Genomic DNA, 18370 nt, shown 5'->3' on the forward strand with positions numbered 1-18370 from the left:
TTTACAGTTGCCCTCTGTAATATCAAGTGATAGCGAAGGAAGCATTGGGGCAAGTTCGAGCAAGCTTTCTTCAACAATAAGTCGAGGCCACCTCATGATAAAGAGCATCATGTGGCTGCCTCGCGCTTATTGCTCGATAGCTGTACGAGCTCGTTCAGCTTTTCTAATTGGAATTTGAATTTCTGTTAAATAATTATCCGGGTTGTCTTCGGTATCCGGTCCACGATGGGAAACCTGACGTGTTGGAATCAGCATTTCATACTCTTCATGCTCGGATAACCAATGCGCAAAATGGTGGTATGCCTCCTTAATATTGTCATAAGAACCAAAGACAAAGATTGAAGCAGCCAACGGAATCTCTTTTGTCTCATAACAATTCAAGGGCGGTTCTACCTTAGTTAGCCCCTTTATCTTTAGACAAATTTCAATTTCGACGCCTTCTTCTCTATAACACTCATCATGAAAAATAGTAAAGTTATCCGGAGACTGCTTTACAATGTCAACCTGTTCCTTCTTCAACAGTCCTAAAAACTCCTGCCATAAAGCTCCTTCATGATAATAGCTAGGAATCACTTTGCGTAAACTAACAATTTTTTCCTGCGGCAGTGTTCGGAAAATGACATGGAGATCCCTTTTTTGAGGCTCCTTTACTCGTTCAATTGTATTCGCAAGCTCTAGTAAGCGTCGCTGCTCTGCTGCGATTTCCTGTTCAATTTGTTCATATTTATTCTTTAACTGTTCTTGAAAATAGCTATCTCCTAAATCTTCTCCAACCAGTGATTTAATTTCAGCTGTTGAAAATTTTAGATTTTTCAATAAGATGATTTTTTGGAGTAGCGGCAGCTGCTTTACGTGATACAGCCGATAGCCATTTTCCTGATCAATTTTTGCGGGCGGCAGCAAGCCCTGTTCGTCATAGTAGCGCAGCATTCGAATCGATACTTGTGCTAATTTTGAAAATTCACCAATTTTAAACATTATTCTCCTACCTGTTTTCTTAGTCTAAATGCTTGAAAGAGCAGAGCCTTGCCTAATCAGTGCTGCAATAACAATAAAAGCACCATCAAAAAGTAAAATCAGCATATTTACGCCACAAATAATGGCAAGTTTTTCCAATCCTTGTATCTGCTTCTTTGCTTTGAGCAATCTGTAAAGAAAGAAGTTACCCCCATAAGTAACAATAAGCAATACCATTACCAACTCCACACCAACAATCATTCAAAAACACTCCCTGTTTTTTCATTTGCTTCTATTGTAATCTACTTTCAGTAATTCTTAAAATAAAATTTTTGAAAATGAAAAAAGAGTTGAAACTTAACAACTTAAGTTCCAACTCTTTTCAAATGGTCTAATTCAAACAGATAATTTTATTGAATTTCTACACGAATATTGTGACGGCGTCCCCAGTTCACACATTCGGCAACTGAGTTGAAATGCACATCAATAATATTCCCTTTGATTGCGCCTCCGGTATCTCCGGCGATTGCATAGCCGTAACCGTCTACCACCACTAATGATCCCAAAGGAATCACACTTGGATCAACGGCAATCACATTGCTTTGCACGCGTAAATCGATTCCGATAGCCGTAATAAAGCCTGAACCTGGTTCCGTATACGAATACGCAGTAGACTCCACATACAAGACACGACCTGTACCACCTGTTTCATTTCCACCAGTATTAGGAACTTCTGGTGTAGAAGGCTCTGTACTTGCTTCGCTTGATGGATCAGACGATTCTGTAGAAGAATTTGCAGTTTCAGCAGTTTGTGCTTCTTCTGCTGCCTTTGCTGCAGCTTGTGCCGCTTCAGCCGCTTTTGCTTCTTCTGCCAATCTATTTTGTTCTGTAATTTTCTTATTTGCAATCAGTTGAATAGTTCCTTCATTCTCAGATAACTGCTGCTTCAGTGCAACGACTTCAATGTCCATTGCCTGCGCTTCTTCCTCAAGCTTTGCTTCGTTTGTCTGAAGCTGTTCCTGAGTCGTTCTAACAGTTTCCTGAAGTTCAGCCAGCCGCTCTTTTTCTTCTGCTAGACTTTCAATTTTTTCATTTTCAGCATTTTGCAAAATTGTCATCACATATGCTCTATTGAAAAAATCCGAAAGACTTTCAGATTCAAGCAAGACTTGCCATGTACGTGTTTCACCATTCAGCTGGATCGTTTTCATACGATCGCCGACCGCAGCTTTGCGACGCTCAATACTTGATTCTGTAGCCGCTATTTCTGCTTCAGATTCTTCGAGAGTCTTTTCTGCATTGGTGATTTCTGCCTTCAAATTTTCGATCTCAGCATATTTCTTGTTTACATCTGTAAGTGCTGTATCTATTTCCTGATTAAGAATTTGTCCCATTTCTGTCGCTTGCTCTTCTTCCTGTTGCAAAGAGTCCAATGATTCCGCAGTAACCATAACAGAAGGGAAGGCTAGATTTAATAAGATGATTGCCGACAAAAACGGCATCAGCTTTTTAATACCCACTGAATCCAACACCTTTCCTATAATAAATCCTAACTCTATCCATTATACTAATCTTGAAAGTAGATATTGTTTCAACAGTGTTACAAATTATTACGTTTTAAAGAAAACTTAATATTCTCTGTAACATTGAGCTTTACCAGTTTAATTGGTGAATCTCATAAAAGAGCTTAATCTATCCCTGCACACCAGTCTTAACTTCATTGGTACACCTGAAGCTATCTGTTACATTTTTCTTGTTCTCTTCTTAATAGACGTAATCAGCTGCTTTACTGTTTCGGAATTATCGATGCGTTTCAGTTTCAAATTAGGGTAGTTTTTAATCCAACGGCGCTGGCTAAGGTTTAAACGCTGCAGCCGCTGTGTAATCTCACTATTCTTTTTAAGCTCCTCAAAATAGCTTTGAGATTTCGCTGTTCTTTCTGCAAAACCTTTTTCAATAGATTTTTTCAGTTCGGCCACATCTTCTGACAAGACTTCTCCCCGAGCATTCATACTTTCAGATATTTCCTTGGCTTTCGTTTCTAATACCGTATTAATTTCATCTGTAATATGTTTGAACGCCTGCATATTCGTTACTGTGTAGATAAGATCAATAAGGATCATTGCGATTAGAGCAGCTGGTAAAATCCAGCCGAATGCTTCTGTTAGAAAATCAGTTGCCAGCAAAATTTTAGGATGAATAATTCTAACAATCAGCACACAGGCCAATCCCCAGAATGCAGAAACAGGCAGTGCGACCCTGCCGTTGATGTTTAAAGGCACATCTTTGTAATCCCACCATGAAGCATGGAAGAGCTTTTCTAAAACAAAGCTGGTCAAATACTCCAAAACAGTCACTAGTAGAGCTGAAAGAAAATACAATAGAATCAAATTTCCTTTAAATGGTTCTAAAAAATAAAGTACTCCTAAAATACCAAATCCATAAATAGGACAATAAGGCCCTGTTAAAAATCCTCTATACATAAACTTCCCTGCCCGAAGCGAGCAGTACACCGTTTCCCAAAGCCAGCCGATAAATGAATAAATAAAAAACAGCAAGACTAATTCAATCCATTGATTCATTTCGTTGCCACCTTCCTCTTCAACATTGTAGCAAATTGTCTGGGCTAAAAGCGAGCAACTTTATTTGACCGATAAGTTGAGATACAATAGAACAGATAGAGGGGGAAGAAAATGATTCAATTATTAAGATACGCAAAAAACTATAAAAAACAGATTATCTTAGGACCTTTCTTTAAGTTTTTAGAAGCCTGTTTTGAATTGGTTCTGCCGCTGATGCTGGCTCGGCTGGTCGATAACGGCATTCAGAATAATGATTCCGCCTACGTTATAAAGATGGCTGGATGGATGGTCCTTATGTCTGTGATTGGATTAATCTGTGTGATTATCTGTCAATACTATTCTTCCATTGCTTCCCAAGGATTTGGTACTGAGCTTAGAAATCAGCTGATGAAGAAAATCAATCGTTTATCTCATAATGAGCTGAACTTATTTGGAACAGATACATTGATTACCCGCATGACCAACGATATTAATCAGCTCCAGCTGGCTCTGGCTATGCTAATCCGCTTAGTTATCCGGGCACCGTTTTTAAGCATTGGCTCAGTCATCATGGCTTTTTACATTGATTTTAGCGCCGGATTGATTTTTTTACTTCTGCTTCCTGTTTTCTGTATTATTTTATTTATTATTATCAGACTAACTGTTCCTTTATATAGACAAGTTCAGGAAATGCTGGATAGCCTAAATCAAAAAATCAGTCAAAATTTGACCGGTGTTCGTGTAATTCGGGCATTCGCACAAAAAGAGACTGAAATTGAACATGTAGATCAAACAACAGATGATTTAGCAGCCCTCTATGTAAGAGTATCAAGAATTTCTGCTTTCCTCACACCTGCGACAACTCTGATTATGAACTTGGGAATCATTCTCCTGCTTTATATCAGCGGCTTTAAAGTCTCAGTGGGGAATCTCCAGCAAGGAGAAGTCTTGGCGCTAATCAACTATATGAATCAAATGCTGCTGGCCTTAATCGTGGTTTCAAATCTTGTACTGATTTTCACTCGTGCCTCTGCTTCTGCCGCACGGGTCAACGAAGTACTTACTGTTGATCCCAGCATCAGGGAAAAAACAGATGCCCGCTCAGCGCCTCAACCAACGAATGACGAAATTGCCTTTGAGCAGGTTTCTTTTCGTTATCATGAGTCTGCCGGGTTAGCATTAACAGCTATTGACTTAGTGATTCCAAAGGGAGGTACACTTGGCATAATCGGTGCCACAGGCAGTGGAAAAAGTACCTTGATTCAGCTTATCCCCCGCTTCTATGATGTCAGCGAAGGACGCGTCGTCGTTCAAGGACGAGATGTTCGTGACTGGTCGCTGGATGAGCTCCGCAGAAACATTGCAGTTGTGCCTCAAACCTCTGTTTTATTCAGCGGTACAATCCGGGAAAATCTGCTGTGGGGCAAAGAAGATGCTACAGATCAAGAATGCTGGGAGGCTCTAGCTATTGCTCAATGTAGTGAATTTGTTGAACAGCTTGAAGCTGGTCTGGATACACCTGTTTATGAAAGTGGGAAAAACTTCTCCGGCGGGCAGCGGCAGCGGCTGACAATTGCACGCGCGTTAATTGCCAAACCAGCTATTTTAATCCTCGATGACTCTTTAAGTGCATTGGATTATCAGACTGATTTAAACCTGCGCATATCATTAAAAAAGGAAATGAGTGCAACTACTCTTATTATTATTTCTCAAAGAATCAGCTCTATTCGGCAGTTTCAGCAGATTCTTGTATTGGATGAAGGAAAAATGGTCGGACTGGGAACACATGAACAGCTGATGACCAATTCTCCACACTATCAGGAAATTGTAACTTCGCAGGAGGAAAATGACCATGATGACTAAAAAAACACCTACTCAATCATTAAAAAAAATTCTTCCTTACCTGCTTTATTACCGCTGCGAGCTAATTTTATCGATTCTACTGGGGGCTGTCAGCGGCTTTGCTACAGTCTGGATGACAGATGCCTTTGGAAAGGCTGTTGATACCATGATTGGCGAAGAAAATGTTGATTTTTCAAAATTATATGCAATTCTGGGACTGCTTTTAGGTATTTTAATCGTTACTGTCATCAGCCAATGGCTAATTCAGCTTTTAGGAAATCGTGTTTCCTATTTATCTGTAGCTAGATTAAGAAAAGACACTTTTTCTAAGCTTAACGAGCTGCCGTTAAACTATTACGATCAACAAGCACATGGTGATATAGTCAGCCGTTTCACAAATGATATGGATAATATTTCCATCGCCTGCTCAGTTGTGTTTAATCAGCTCTTTTCTGGAGTAGCGGTTGTGCTTATTGCCCTGGTGTTTATGGTTCGTCTTAGTGTTACCCTCACAATTGTTGTGTTGGTTACCACACCAATTATTTTTATTGTCAACTGGCTGGTTGCAAATGCGTCTCAAAAAAACTTTGCAGCACAGCAGAAAATTGTCGGCTCCATTTCCGGATTTGTTTCCGAAATGGTAGGGAATCAAAAAATTGTTAAAGCCTTTCGCCGCGAAGCTCACGTACAAACACAGTTTGAGCAGTTGAATCAAGAATTATATGTTGAAGGACAGAAAGCACAGTTCTCTTCTTCTTTAACAAATCCTTTATCCCGCTTTGTAGATCATTTATCCTACATTGCAATTGGGTTAACAGGCGGACTCCTGATTCTTTCCGGAAATACAGCCGTTTCTGTCGGAGTTATTTCCAGTTTCACTATCTATAGTGCTCAATTTTCAAAACCATTCATTGAATTGTCCGGCATGATTACCCAAATTCAGACAGCTATAGCAGGAATCGACAGATCCTTTGATTTATTAGAGGAGCAGCCGGAAAAACCAGATGAAAAGAATGCTTTCGTGCTGACAAAAGCCAAGGGAGATGTATCCTTCAACCATGTATACTTTTCCTATATTCCGGACAAGCCATTGATAGAAGATTTCTCTCTCACTGTTCAGGAAGGAGAAACAGTAGCAATCGTCGGGAAAACTGGTGCAGGGAAATCAACTTTGGTCAATTTGCTGATGCGCTTTTATGATGTTGATCAGGGGAGCATTACAGTTGATGAACACAGCATCGCTGAGATTACCAGAGACAGTCTTAGAAAAAGCTTTGGCATGGTTCTACAAGATACCTGGCTGTTTGACGGTACGTTGAGGGAGAATCTGACCTACGGGAATCCTCAGGCGACAGCTAGCGAAATCAAGACTGCGCTTGAAAAGACACATACTGCTGAATTTATTCAACGTCTGCCCAAAGGACTTGAAACGGAAATCGGCAGCCAGGGAATTAAAATCTCAGAAGGGCAGCGGCAGCTTTTAACTATTGCAAGAACAATGATCAGCAATCCGCCAATGCTTATTTTAGACGAGGCAACAAGCTCTGTAGACACGTTGACCGAGAAGCAAATCCAGTCCGCTTTTCTGGAAATCATGAAAGGGCGAACTAGCTTCGTGATTGCCCATCGATTATCTACAATTAAAAATGCTGATAAGATTTTAGTAATGGAGCAGGGAAAAATCGTCGAAATTGGGGATCATCGTACACTTCTGACGATTCCAAATGGGCATTATCAAGCACTTTATAATGCACAATTCGCGAAACAATCATAAAAAAACAGCTTTCCGGGGATGGCGGAAAGCTGTTTTTTTATTTATTATATGAAGCTGTTACTCGTTCAATCAATTGCTTATATGAGATTCTGGTTCCCATATAATAAGTTGCTGCTACCTGTATTGGGAAAAATATAAGGTTTTTAATGATTCTCGGTACCCACCAGGCTAAAATTTTCAAATCAATATTGTAAAGCATTCCTAGCCACAACGGCGTTAAAATCAGATGTACAATCACGGTTACCAGCAATGTCGCTGTAATAACCCGGGGCCAGGTTATTTCCTTTTTATAATAAAAGAAACCATAAATCGCACCAGTAATAAAAGCATTCAAGGTAAATCCCGGGAAATATGCTCCTGTTTTTGGAAATAACAGAATACCTACTGTATCAGCAATTACACTGCCGATTCCCGTCCAAAATGGGCCAAAAAGCATACCCATCAAGGTTTCCGGAATAAAGGTCGCACTAATCCTCAAATCCTGATTTTCAAATGAAAGAAAACGGGTAAATACGACTACTAATGCAATCAATAATGCCAATACCGTTAACTTTCTTGTTTCTAAAACTCGTTTCTTCATCCTTAGCATCTCCTTTAAGAGCTGCTACAAATCAATGCAGCGAATGCGAAAATAAAACCGCGGATTTCCATCCTTCGTCCACAGGGCGACATCCCATCCCCGCAGCACTTAACGCTTTATCTTCTACTCTGTATTTATTTTTAGGCATAAAGCCTAAAAGGACTATAGCATAGACTGCGCTTAAAGGCAATCCAACCGCCGATTTCTCTATAAGGAAATTGGACGGTTGTCTCCTTCATGAATGACTTCCCGAAAATCAGCAAAGCCTGCTTCCAGTCCACGAATTAATATCTCTGCAGTACCGATATTTGTGGCAAGAGGAATTTCATAGACATCGCTTAAACGAATCAACGCATTTACATCTGGTTCATGGGGCTGGGAAGCCAACGGGTCTCTAAAGAAAATCACCATATCCAGATTATCCTCAGAAATCATTGCTCCAATCTGCTGGTCTCCTCCAAGGGGACCGGATTTAAAGCGGTGAACCGAAAGCTTTGTAGCCTCAGCAATTCGACCGCCGGTAGTCCCCGTAGCAAAAAGTTCATGCTCCGCTAAAATATGCTTATATGCCAAAGAAAATTTTACCATCAAGTCTTTTTTTCGATCATGGGCAATCATTGCAATTTTCATCTTTGTCATCCTTTCTTTTTATGGAAAGCGAATTTATTTTTCAGCCGGCGGCTATTCTACTTCTAGTTGAGATTTCTTCAGTTGTTCAGCTTTCCCTTTTTCTTTCAAAAATCCCTGAGCAGCCTGATTTATCTCTTTTAAATCCACTCCCTGCTGCTTGGCAGCAAACAGACAGCCGCAGTAACACTGTCGATAAATATCATACTCTTTACACAATTCAATCGAACGTTTATAACCATTATTCTTTTTAAAATCACTAGGCAGATAATTGGTTTGATAGAATTTTTGAATATCAATGCCAATTGAATTAATCAGCTGGCTATCTTTTTTAGGCGACAGCGTCAACGCACTGCCAAAATAATCGTAGCCTAATTCCTGTGCCTTTTCTGCAACAATATCCAAACGCATCTGAAAACATGAAGCACATCGCTTACCTCCCTCGGGAGATTCCGTCAACCCTTTTTCCTGAACCATTTGAATAAATTGATTTGGTTCATACGGTGCTGCCAAAAATTTGACCTGATTACCAGTCTGCTGATTGAACGCAGCTACAAACTCCTGCTGAACGATTTCTCTGCGCTTGTATTCTGACCGCGGATGAATATTCGAGTTTGCAAAATAAATTGTGACGTCTGCATAGCTGGTTAGGTATTCCAGCGTATACGTGCTGCATGGCGCACAACAGCTATGGAGTAAAATCGTCGGTTTAACAGCAGCGTTTTCCCATTCCTCAATCATCTTTTTCAGTATACGGTCATAATTAATTTTTTGATTTGGTGCCATTTTCTCAGTAATTTCAAGTATATTAAGCATCTTTATTGTTCCTCTTCATAGTCTCCGCCCTGAACATCCAGATATTCCTCCAGCGTCAGATTTTTTTCATGGATTTCCTCTGCGGCTTCTTCCCCTACATACCGAACATGCCAAGCTTCAGCCATATAGCCGGTAATCGACTCCTGTCCCTCTTTATACCGGACAATAAACCCATACCGATGAGCATTATCACGAATCCAAGCAGCTTCTGTTTCCGTGTTTGCTAATTCACCAGCAGTATCAATAAAATCAAATGCAAGACCTGTTTGATGTTCAGAATAGCCTGGACGTGAGGAATAACGTTCTGCCGTTTCCTGACCATCCCCTTCAACATAATTTTTATACAGCTCTTCCTGCTCTTTGTAGCTTCGATAGCCGCTGTATTCTTCTGAAATATTTAGCCCAAGATTACGCATTTCTTCATTCATTTTTTTAAAGGCTGCTAACGCTTCTGAATTTTCCCCGGGATCATAGCTTTCGGGTAGTGGATAGCGCTTATTGACAACCACAATTCCCTTCACTATTTTCGGTTCTTTTATTGTTTGAGGAGAAAGCACTTCTTCAGAGCTTTCAGCTACTTCAGTCGAAGCAGTTGTGTCTTTCGTCTGGCTTGCCTTTGTCTCACTTGAACGCTCTTCACTATCCACAGATAAGGAATAGGCTGTATTTACTGACTGCTCCACCTTTTTGCGGTTATTTTCATAGTAGAAAAACGAAACCAGCAAAAGGGCGATAGCCAGCACACTTAACTGAAGATAACGTCGATTCCTATTCTTCATATATATGTCCACCTGTCTCTATTAAAATCCCATACCAAGGACAGCCCTTTTTCACATATTCCTATTATACTTATAAACCTGACATCTGGCGAATTTAATTTAAAAAATATTAACATATGTATAAATTTTGTAAAAGAAAGCACCGCGAATTCTACTTCTTTATTCTGCGCTGTTATTTATTACATTTAGCTTTTTATCCTCTATTAAAGGATTTCTACGTAGTTAGCAATGACATCCAACAAAATACTTTAAAAACAGCAGACCAAAGTTTATTTGATCTACTGCTTAATATGTTGATAAAGAACATAAGCTTCGATATTTGAGACTTTCATACCACTAATCCTCATCATCGCTATACATTTTACGAATTCGTTCAAGTGCTTGATTCATCTCTTCTATTTCAATCGAAGTCGTTAAATATGAAACCTTTAGGTATCTACCCTCGCTGTCTTCTGCATAAGCTTCTACAGCTTTTTTTATTAGCTCTTCTGTCAATTTTTCTACAATAATCAACTGTTGGGGCCACCCGGGTTCAGAATAACCCCTATCCCCCATCAATGTTCCTATATTTTTAAGGGTAGAAACTACTAGTGTATAGGTATAACCATCGTCTAATGTAACAAATAGGTCAATATTATCATTTGTTATGTCTTCTATTTTGTCTAGTGTTGTTGGGTATTCAATATTAAGAACTTTCACTTAATCATTCCTCCAACTACTGATGCTTAGTTATCAATATTTTGATAACCTTATTTTCATTTCTTGAACATCTATTTACGCTTCATCATCGTTATAAAATCGTCGCTCTTTTTCAAGCATTCTATCTAAATCTTCCAAATAGTATCCAGTGGATAGATGTGTAAATTTTAGCCAATAAGCATGCTCCTCTGCATAGGCCTCTATTGCTTTTTTAATAAGATCCTCTTTCAGCTCCGTTACCACGATTAACTGCTGAACCCATCCCGGACTAGAGTACCCTTTTTCCTCCATAAATTTTGCAATATTTTGGACAGTAGATACAATCACTGTATACGAAAAGCCATCTTCTAACTCGACAAACACATCAATATTATCATCTGTGATGTCTTCTATTTTATCTAGTGTTGTTGGGTACTCAATATTAAGAACTTTCATCTTGCAAACTCGTTACTGATATTTTCTATTTCTTCATTTTCCTTTTTCATTTCTTTGAGCTTGTCCATCATATAAGCATTATCAAAATCTGTAGCTAAAAAAGCTACTTTCAACCAATAGCTATCCGCTTCAGCATAAGCTTCTAACGCTTTTTTTATTAGTTCTTCCTTTAATTCTTTAACAATTATTAACTGCTGGGGCCAGCCAGGAGTTGAAAAACCCTTTTTTCCCAATAAATTCTCAATACTTTTTACAGTAGAAACAATAACAGTGTATGTAAAACCATCTTCTAAATCCACAAAAACATCAATGTTGTCATTTGTGATGTCTTTTATTTTGTCCAAGGTTGTTGGGTAGCGTATAGCCTTTATCTTCATTACAATCATCCCCCTTTACCTATACTTGCTTAAATATTAATAGCGATATTCTCATTTTTCTATAGTTGCTGTAGTCTTACCAGCATCTCTACTACCCAAAGAACTTTTTTTCAATAACTGTTGTTGCTCTTTTCAATTTCTTCAAGCATTGATACAAACAAATCGTCAGTAATTGAATTGGATAAGTAATGGAGCTTTAGCCAGTAAGCATTGCCTTTTGCATGAGCTTCGATTGCTCTTCGAATGGTATCCTCTTGAAGTTCATCTACAATAATAAAAGGTGGTCCTTCCTCTAGATATCCGTTCTCCATCATATGTTCAATGTTTTTAATTGTTGCTACAACTACTGTATAAGAGAAACCATCTTCTAATGTTACAAATACATCAATGTTATCATTCGTTGGATCATTAATTTTATCTAAGGTTGTGGGGTATTCAATATTTAAGACTTTCATAACGTTACTCTTCATCATCACTACAAAATTCACGCTTACCTTCAAGACTCTTATCCAAAAGTTCAGCATCTATCATTGTTGATACATGGCTCAATTTTATCCAATACCCATCATCTTCGATTGCATGTGCCTCGATAGCTTCTGCAATTACTTCTTCATTTAATTCTTTCACAATCACAAATTGTGGTGCCAATCCTGGTTCTAAAAACTTTTTCCCTCTCATCAATGTCTCTATATTCTTTAAAGTCGCTACAATAATAGTATAGGAAAAGCCATCTTCTAACTCGACAAACACATCAATATTGTCATTTGTAATGTCTTCTATTTTATCCAAGGTTGTTGGGTAGACAATTCTCTTAACTTTCACAAAACATCTCCTTATTGCACTTCTTATTGATTGTATGGAAGCCCATAACTAATTTTCAAAAAAATCTTGCCATTAGAAAATAGTTACAGCATTAATTTACTCATGAAAATTATCTCCGTAAAGCTTTCGACGTTTTTCAAGAATTTCATCTAGTTCAGAAATATAAAACTCCGTAGTTAAATGACTAAGTTTAATCCAAAGTCCGTTATCTTCTTCTGCGTGTGCTTCTATTGCCGTTGTGATTAGTTCTTTTGTTAACTCTCTGACAATAACGAATTGGGGTGCTAAACCAGGTCTTAAGTAACCTGAAGACCCCATCAATGTTTGTATATTTTTCAATGTCGCTACAATTACAGTATAGGAATGACCATCTTCTAGCTCCACAAACACATCGATATTATCATTTGTGATATCTTCAATCTTATCTAAGGTTGTAGGGTACCTTATAGCTTTTATTTTCAAAAAGGTATGCTCCTTTATTTTTTCCTAAATACAACAGTGCCATCATCACTTGTTTTTACAACCTCTAGGTCTTTATATAAGCCATTTTTACTACCTTGAACTAATTTTCTATTAATCAATGTCCACTGATTCTTATTAATCTGATGCCAATCTAAATTTGTAATAACATCATTTAATATAAATTGTTCCCCAGACTCAAGCAGTCTAATTTTTTTCAATACTTCTTCTATTAGACTAGTTTGTTCCTCAAGCCTTTTTTTCTCTATTTCATCTAGCTCCATATGAAAATTTTTCGTCTCATCAATTTTTACTTGTAAATCTTCATTTGTGAAAGTATGCGCCATCGCATTCATTTTCAACCAAAATGCATCCTCTTGCGCATAAGATTTCATCGCTCGCCAGATAATCTCCTCTCGCAGCTCATCTACGATAATTTGCGGACACATTGGTTGCAAATAACCATCTTCCATCATCTCTGTAATGTTTTTAATTGTCGCAACTTCAATAACATAGGTAAAACCGTCCCCTAGCTCTACAAAAACATCAATACTCTCATTTCTTATATCATTTATTCTGTCTAAAGCTATGGAGTATTCAATATTCAAGACTTTCATACCACTAATCCTCATCATCGCTATACATTATGCGCCTTCTTTCTAGCACAGTATCTAACTCGTCTACATTGAATCCTGTTGCCAGGTTTGATACTTTTAAATACAATCCGTTTTCATCTTCCGCATAAGCCTCTATTGCTTTTTTTACTAATTCTTCTGTCAGTTCTTCTACAATAATTAACTGTTGCGGCCACCCGGGTTCTGAATAACCCTTATCCCCCATCAATGTTCCTATATTTTTAAGGGTAGAAACCACTAGTGTATAGGTATAACCATCGTCTAACGTAACAAATAGGTCAATATTATCATTTGTTATGTCTTTTATTTTGTCTAGCGTTGTAGGGTATTCAATATTAAGAACTTTCACTTAATCATTCCTCCGATTACTTATACTTATTTATCAATATTTTAATAACCTTATCTTCATTATCCTTATAGGCTTTTCCAATAATTTCAATCACACCATTAATTTTCCGATAAAAAACTCTTGCCCCATGCCTTCCCCTGATGTAAACAACATCTTTAAATAGATTTTTATATCCTGTACCAGGGTTTGTATTTCCTTTTGCCAATTCTTCGATTAAATGATCTGCCTCTCTTTGTGCAGCCTGATCTTTCCCCATTTTTTCCGCTTCTCTTACTAAACTAGAATCTTCATCAATCTTCGATACAACCTTAGGATTATCGCCGCCTGAGCTTTCGCCCCAATTTATTGTACTGATTGACACACCAGTAAGTAATTCAACAATTCCCACTGATACGGTTGCTAAGGCTTCGCTGACAACACTGCCATCTGCACGTAATAGCAAGGTCGCTGGCTCGCCAGTTACAGCATTCACTCCATAGCCAATAGATAAGCCGTTCCCTAAAGTTCTCAAGCCGTTAATCACGTATTGTGTGCCATTTACAATAAACAACACACTGGTAATGGTTGTATAGACTTTTCCAACTGGACTATCCATCAGCTTTTTATATTCTGCTAAGCGAAATTCTGCCATTAAATAGACGTATTCCGCAGTCAGCTTTGTATCCAGCTTACCATTCTTATAAACATAATAGTTCGGATTACCAAATTCGTCTACGGTTATTTCTACATCGTAATTGACACTGTCCAGCGCCTCACGCACCTCAGGTCTCTTACTCAGCTCTTCCTGACGTTTTTTCCACGCTTCATTAATTGGTCTGACCCAAGTCATATCCAGTTTGGTAATATCAAAGGTTCCTGAAGCAGCATTCCAGGCACCGCCTTTATTTAAGGCCGCAATGGCTCTGTCCAGATTATCCATATTTGTTTCTACATCTGAAAAGAGTGCAGGGGAAATACTATTAAACAAGTAGAGATCCTCCAATCGTTCCTCTAGCTTTCCTATTATGTCTTGGTTCATCATATATGCCTTTTCCATACGGAAATTTGGTTTTTCTTCTTTATTCATCGCTGCCGCATAGGAGCGCAGCAGCTCTCTACCAGCTTCTATCTGCTGTTTAATCCGATCCTCTTCAATATCGCCGCCGCCCACAATTTCCTCAAACTTTGCCGGAAACTGTGTCTGTGCCTCAATCATTGACTCCACTACCAAAACCATGGCTGTAGCAATTGGCGGATAGACAGTTCTGAAATAGTTCCGAGCGGAATTATAGGTTTTCCCAGATAACGGTGCATTCAAATAGGCATTGATGCTATCCCTTAATGTGCCTGTATTTCGTAAATAGTCATGTGCCATTTGTACTGCTGCACTTGTTTGCGCCTCTACTTCTCCAACAAAAAAACTAAGTCCCATCATCACCCTCCTTTTTTTCTTCTGAATACAGTTGCCGCCTTGCATTAATTAATTCGTCTTCTTTAGCCGCAAACAGCTGAAGCTCTTGTTGAAGCGCCTCTCTATTCGTGTCTATTGTCAGCAGGTTTGCTCGATGAAGCTGAAGAAACTCGTCTTCCAGATTTAGTACAAACTGCTGTGTTCGTCCGTGACTACTATAAATAATATCTAGCAAAAATTCTTCCTGATCGGTAGAAAGTCTCTGATAGTCTGCTTCTAGCTCCTCCAGCAGCCTTTGCTTTTTTCTTTGTGTATCCTGTTGTTGTTCAAGCTCTGATAATTGCTGTGCTATCTTTTCTTCAGTATCTGTCATCTAAAAACCACTCTTTCCTGGTCTAGGTAATTGACTCAAACCATCAAAGCCTTTACTTAGCTTTTGATCGATTGCCGCGAATTCCTGTGAAACAGAATGGATATTGTTCCCATCTCTCGTCAGTGCATTAGAAACTGCCTGGCTTGATGCAGGCATTCGCTGTAGGCATCGCTGTGCATTCTTATTTCCAGATACGTTTGTTTTACTGGCAGTAGCTGTTGGTGCCGAGCTATTTGCCAGCACACTGGCCGCTTGGCTTAACCGCTGCGAAACAACGCCAGCAACTGTATAATTTACATTTAGACCATTCATTTGTTTACTCCTCTCAAATTACAGTCTAAATTAAGATACCATTAGAAACAAGAAGTTTTTTATTAGTGAAATAATTATTATCTTCATAAAAAAACAAACTTTACTGAACAGCCGGCAAGCTTTTATTTTGACCAAATATTACTCTATTTGTTTTTTTCCTAGGATTTCCTCCTTCAATAAACCTGGGATAATAGCGTGTAAAATGCAAACAGCAGCTAGCTCTGTTCCAGTTAAATTCTATTCGAACTAGCAGCCTCATTTGATAAAAATACAATAATGCTCTGCTAATCGATAGCAGACTTTCTCAGGGAAAAGTCGAATTTCCCTAATAAAAAAACAACTAGCAAGCCAAAATAATTTTTTAGCTTACTAGTTGTTTTTTTATTAATCGCGATTATCACGATTTTCTATTTTTCTTGACCGTTCAATTAAATGTGTTTTTCTCGTATTTCCGATAATTAATGGAACCGACTCATAGCGAACATCGCTGTACTCTAAACCAAACCAGTTCTCTGGTAGAATAGTCAATTTTTTTATTGCCAGCTTCAGCTGCATAATCTGGCGGTCCCATTTTTTCAGCTCTGTCACTTTTGAGAGCTCTTCCCGAATCAAAATGAATTGGAAATCGCCGACTTCACGGCCAGGAGTAATCGTATATTCCTGAGGCTGTTTTGGTAAACGTCCTTCCTTCATCAAATCATGAACAATTTGACGAAGATAAACATTGACCTCCTGTGCTACTCTAAAGCCTAGATATAGTTGAACCTGAACGATAAAATCCGTACCCAGCATGTCTACAGAATATTCTTTGGTAAAGGGCTCATCCGTTACTTCTACATTCACAAACCAATAGACCTTAGCCCGCTTCGGACGTTTATCTAGAATAGAGTACATGACTGCCCGGCCGATTTCATCGCTAATCAAATCCGGCGTCATAAACACTACATTTGTTTGATACATTGGAATCCGCGTATCTCCCCGCATCCGTTCCAGCTGATCAATATAATCACTAATCGGCACTGTATCAGCCGTCTTCTCTTTGATAATGTTGCCCCATTCCCAAATTGTCATAATCGCTAGAATCAGCAAAGCAATGACTACAGCTACATAGCCGCCATGGAAGAATTTGACAATACTGGAAATAAAGAAGACCGTTTCAATGCTGGCAAAAAACAACGTAATCAGATAAACGAAGGGTCTTGGAACTCCTCTTTGTTTTAAGAAGAACATCAGCAGAATCGTGGTCATCAGCATGGTTACTGTGATGGATAGACCGTAGGCTGCTTCCATATGAGTGGATGTTCGAAAACCGATAACAACAGCTGAACAAGCCAGCCACAGCAGCATATTCAACGCAGGAATATACATTTGACCAATATTGGCTCCTGGATAGATAATTTTCATTCTAGGCAAAAGCTTTAGCTTAATCGCTTCTGAAACTAGTGTAAATGACCCGGAAATTAACGCCTGTGAAGCAATAATCGCCGCAATGGTCGCAAAGACAACCCCCACTAGCGTTAAGGAATTGGGCATCATTTCAAAAAATGGATTAAGGTTTTCCAAAGCAGCAATTGCTGGATCTTCTTTTGCACTTAGAATCCAAGCAGCCTGACCTAAATAATTAAGCAGCAAACAAACTTTTATATATGGCCAGCTAAAGCGGATATTCTTCTTGCCTACGTGTCCTAAATCAGAATACAATGCTTCTGCCCCTGTTGTTGCCAGAAAAACATTTCCTAAGATAAATATCCCCAAATGATTTTCGGAGCTAAAAAGCAGCTCTACAGCATAATAAGGATTTAATGCACGAATCACTGTCAAATCCTGACTGAAATTCACTAAGCCCATTAAGCCTAAAAATGTGAACCAGAGAAACATGATTGGACCAAAGGCCTTTCCTACCGCATCTGTACCGAACCGCTGAACAGAAAATAATACCAGAATAATAACTAATGTGATAATGACTATAATGTTCTGATCCATACCGAAACGGTCAAAAAACATGGGTATCCCCCGCAAGCCTTCGATAGCTGTCGTCACGGTTACCGCTGGTGTCAATACTCCATCAGCCAGCAGTGCTGCCCCGCCAATCATTGCGGGTATAATTAAATATTTACCACTCTTCCTTACTAATGTATAAAGAGAAAAAATTCCTCCCTCGCCATGATTATCTGCGTTCAAAGCAATCATGACATATTTTACAGTGGTTAGAATCGTCAATGTCCAAAAAATCAACGAGACGGCACCAATAATAAAGTTTTCTGATACCTCAGTAATCCCGCCGTTATCTCCAACAATTGCTTTCATTACGTACAAAGGACTCGTCCCGATATCACCATAGACGACACCCATCGCCACCAACACTCCCGCAGCTGTCAACTTGCGGTGATTGTTTGAAGCTTTAAACTCCTTGCTCACACTCTTCTCCTCCTACAACAGTTTCACTAAATGACTAACAAAATAAAAGACCTGAATGAACGCGCTAAAGAATCGTTCATTCAGGTCTTTTTAACATGCTGAATATCAAGCTGAGACCTTGTGAACTATCTGTTTTTAGCCGTTGTTTGTAACAGCCGGAACAGC

General features: G+C 38.8%; 22 protein-coding genes and 1 riboswitch. Of the genes, 2 read left to right on the forward strand and 20 right to left on the reverse strand.

Annotated elements, in window-relative coordinates; all coding sequences use genetic code 11:
* Window positions 1–126 precede the first annotated feature (126 nt).
* From ACYSNQ_RS01610 to ACYSNQ_RS01625, 4 genes are all read right to left on the reverse strand, one after another.
* A complete protein-coding gene (locus ACYSNQ_RS01610) occupies window positions 127–978 on the reverse strand; it encodes a MerR family transcriptional regulator (protein WP_426081022.1) in 852 nt (283 codons plus the stop codon).
* A 24-nt stretch (window positions 979–1002) separates the two neighbouring features.
* On the reverse strand, window positions 1003–1218 hold the full coding sequence (locus tag ACYSNQ_RS01615; RefSeq protein WP_426081023.1) for a hypothetical protein: 216 nt from the start codon (window positions 1216–1218) through the stop codon (window positions 1003–1005).
* A 149-nt stretch (window positions 1219–1367) separates the two neighbouring features.
* Window positions 1368–2459: a 3D domain-containing protein gene (locus ACYSNQ_RS01620; RefSeq protein ID WP_426081159.1), complete on the reverse strand. Its 1092-nt coding sequence runs from the start codon at window positions 2457–2459 to the stop codon at window positions 1368–1370.
* Between the two features lie 240 nt (window positions 2460–2699).
* Window positions 2700–3539, reverse strand: coding sequence for a putative ABC transporter permease (locus ACYSNQ_RS01625; RefSeq protein WP_426081024.1), 840 nt, complete (start codon window positions 3537–3539; stop codon window positions 2700–2702).
* 111 nt (window positions 3540–3650) lie between these two features.
* Between ACYSNQ_RS01625 and ACYSNQ_RS01630 the strand changes: the two genes are divergently transcribed.
* Both ACYSNQ_RS01630 and ACYSNQ_RS01635 read left to right on the forward strand, forming a co-directional pair.
* Window positions 3651–5381 (forward strand): ABC transporter ATP-binding protein, encoded by a 1731-nt coding sequence (locus tag ACYSNQ_RS01630; RefSeq protein WP_426081025.1) that lies wholly within the window; start codon window positions 3651–3653, stop codon window positions 5379–5381.
* Window positions 5371–7134: an ABC transporter ATP-binding protein gene (locus ACYSNQ_RS01635; RefSeq protein WP_426081026.1), complete on the forward strand. Its 1764-nt coding sequence runs from the start codon at window positions 5371–5373 to the stop codon at window positions 7132–7134. The genes ACYSNQ_RS01630 and ACYSNQ_RS01635 overlap by 11 nt, the downstream gene beginning before the upstream one ends.
* A gap of 37 nt (window positions 7135–7171) precedes the next feature.
* Here the strand turns inward: ACYSNQ_RS01635 and ACYSNQ_RS01640 are convergent, their stop codons facing one another.
* From ACYSNQ_RS01640 to ACYSNQ_RS01715, 16 genes are all read right to left on the reverse strand, one after another.
* Window positions 7172–7723, reverse strand: coding sequence for a folate family ECF transporter S component (locus ACYSNQ_RS01640; RefSeq protein WP_426081027.1), 552 nt, complete (start codon window positions 7721–7723; stop codon window positions 7172–7174).
* Between the two features lie 26 nt (window positions 7724–7749).
* Window positions 7750–7847, reverse strand: a riboswitch (THF riboswitch).
* 74 nt (window positions 7848–7921) lie between these two features.
* Window positions 7922–8344 carry a methylglyoxal synthase gene (gene mgsA, locus ACYSNQ_RS01645; protein WP_426081028.1) on the reverse strand — a complete coding sequence of 141 codons (423 nt, stop codon included), beginning with the start codon at window positions 8342–8344 and terminating at the stop codon, window positions 7922–7924.
* 51 nt (window positions 8345–8395) lie between these two features.
* On the reverse strand, window positions 8396–9157 hold the full coding sequence (locus tag ACYSNQ_RS01650) for an epoxyqueuosine reductase QueH (protein ID WP_426081029.1): 762 nt from the start codon (window positions 9155–9157) through the stop codon (window positions 8396–8398).
* 2 nt (window positions 9158–9159) lie between these two features.
* The gene (locus tag ACYSNQ_RS01655) at window positions 9160–9936 is read right to left on the reverse strand and encodes a D-alanyl-D-alanine carboxypeptidase family protein (protein WP_426081030.1); all 777 of its coding nucleotides are present in this window, start codon (window positions 9934–9936) and stop codon (window positions 9160–9162) included.
* Window positions 9937–10272: 336 nt separating this feature from the next.
* Window positions 10273–10635, reverse strand: coding sequence for a hypothetical protein (locus ACYSNQ_RS01660; RefSeq protein ID WP_426081031.1), 363 nt, complete (start codon window positions 10633–10635; stop codon window positions 10273–10275).
* A gap of 75 nt (window positions 10636–10710) precedes the next feature.
* A complete protein-coding gene (locus ACYSNQ_RS01665) occupies window positions 10711–11070 on the reverse strand; it encodes a hypothetical protein (protein WP_426081032.1) in 360 nt (119 codons plus the stop codon).
* On the reverse strand, window positions 11067–11447 hold the full coding sequence (locus ACYSNQ_RS01670) for a hypothetical protein (protein ID WP_426081033.1): 381 nt from the start codon (window positions 11445–11447) through the stop codon (window positions 11067–11069). The genes ACYSNQ_RS01665 and ACYSNQ_RS01670 overlap by 4 nt, the downstream gene beginning before the upstream one ends.
* Window positions 11448–11557: 110 nt before the next feature.
* Window positions 11558–11902, reverse strand: a complete 345-nt coding sequence (locus ACYSNQ_RS01675) for a hypothetical protein (protein ID WP_426081034.1) — start codon at window positions 11900–11902, stop codon at window positions 11558–11560.
* A 4-nt stretch (window positions 11903–11906) separates the two neighbouring features.
* Window positions 11907–12269: a hypothetical protein gene (locus tag ACYSNQ_RS01680; protein ID WP_426081035.1), complete on the reverse strand. Its 363-nt coding sequence runs from the start codon at window positions 12267–12269 to the stop codon at window positions 11907–11909.
* A gap of 96 nt (window positions 12270–12365) precedes the next feature.
* Entirely contained in the window at window positions 12366–12731 is a 366-nt protein-coding gene (locus ACYSNQ_RS01685; RefSeq protein WP_426081036.1) for a hypothetical protein, read from the reverse strand.
* A 14-nt stretch (window positions 12732–12745) separates the two neighbouring features.
* Complete coding sequence (locus tag ACYSNQ_RS01690) at window positions 12746–13345, reverse strand: hypothetical protein (protein ID WP_426081037.1); 600 nt, start codon at window positions 13343–13345, stop codon at window positions 12746–12748.
* Window positions 13346–13349: 4 nt separating this feature from the next.
* Entirely contained in the window at window positions 13350–13712 is a 363-nt protein-coding gene (locus tag ACYSNQ_RS01695) for a hypothetical protein (RefSeq protein ID WP_426081038.1), read from the reverse strand.
* A 16-nt stretch (window positions 13713–13728) separates the two neighbouring features.
* A complete protein-coding gene (locus ACYSNQ_RS01700) occupies window positions 13729–15123 on the reverse strand; it encodes an LXG domain-containing protein (protein WP_426081039.1) in 1395 nt (464 codons plus the stop codon).
* Window positions 15113–15475, reverse strand: coding sequence for a hypothetical protein (locus ACYSNQ_RS01705; RefSeq protein ID WP_426081040.1), 363 nt, complete (start codon window positions 15473–15475; stop codon window positions 15113–15115). Before ACYSNQ_RS01705 ends, ACYSNQ_RS01700 begins: the two co-directional genes overlap by 11 nt.
* On the reverse strand, window positions 15476–15787 hold the full coding sequence (locus tag ACYSNQ_RS01710; protein WP_426081041.1) for a TIGR04197 family type VII secretion effector: 312 nt from the start codon (window positions 15785–15787) through the stop codon (window positions 15476–15478).
* A 384-nt stretch (window positions 15788–16171) separates the two neighbouring features.
* Complete coding sequence (locus tag ACYSNQ_RS01715) at window positions 16172–18139, reverse strand: KUP/HAK/KT family potassium transporter (RefSeq protein WP_426081160.1); 1968 nt, start codon at window positions 18137–18139, stop codon at window positions 16172–16174.
* Between the last annotated feature and the right edge of the window lie 231 nt (window positions 18140–18370).

The sequence above is a fragment of the Enterococcus sp. LJL51 genome (assembly GCF_054871795.1).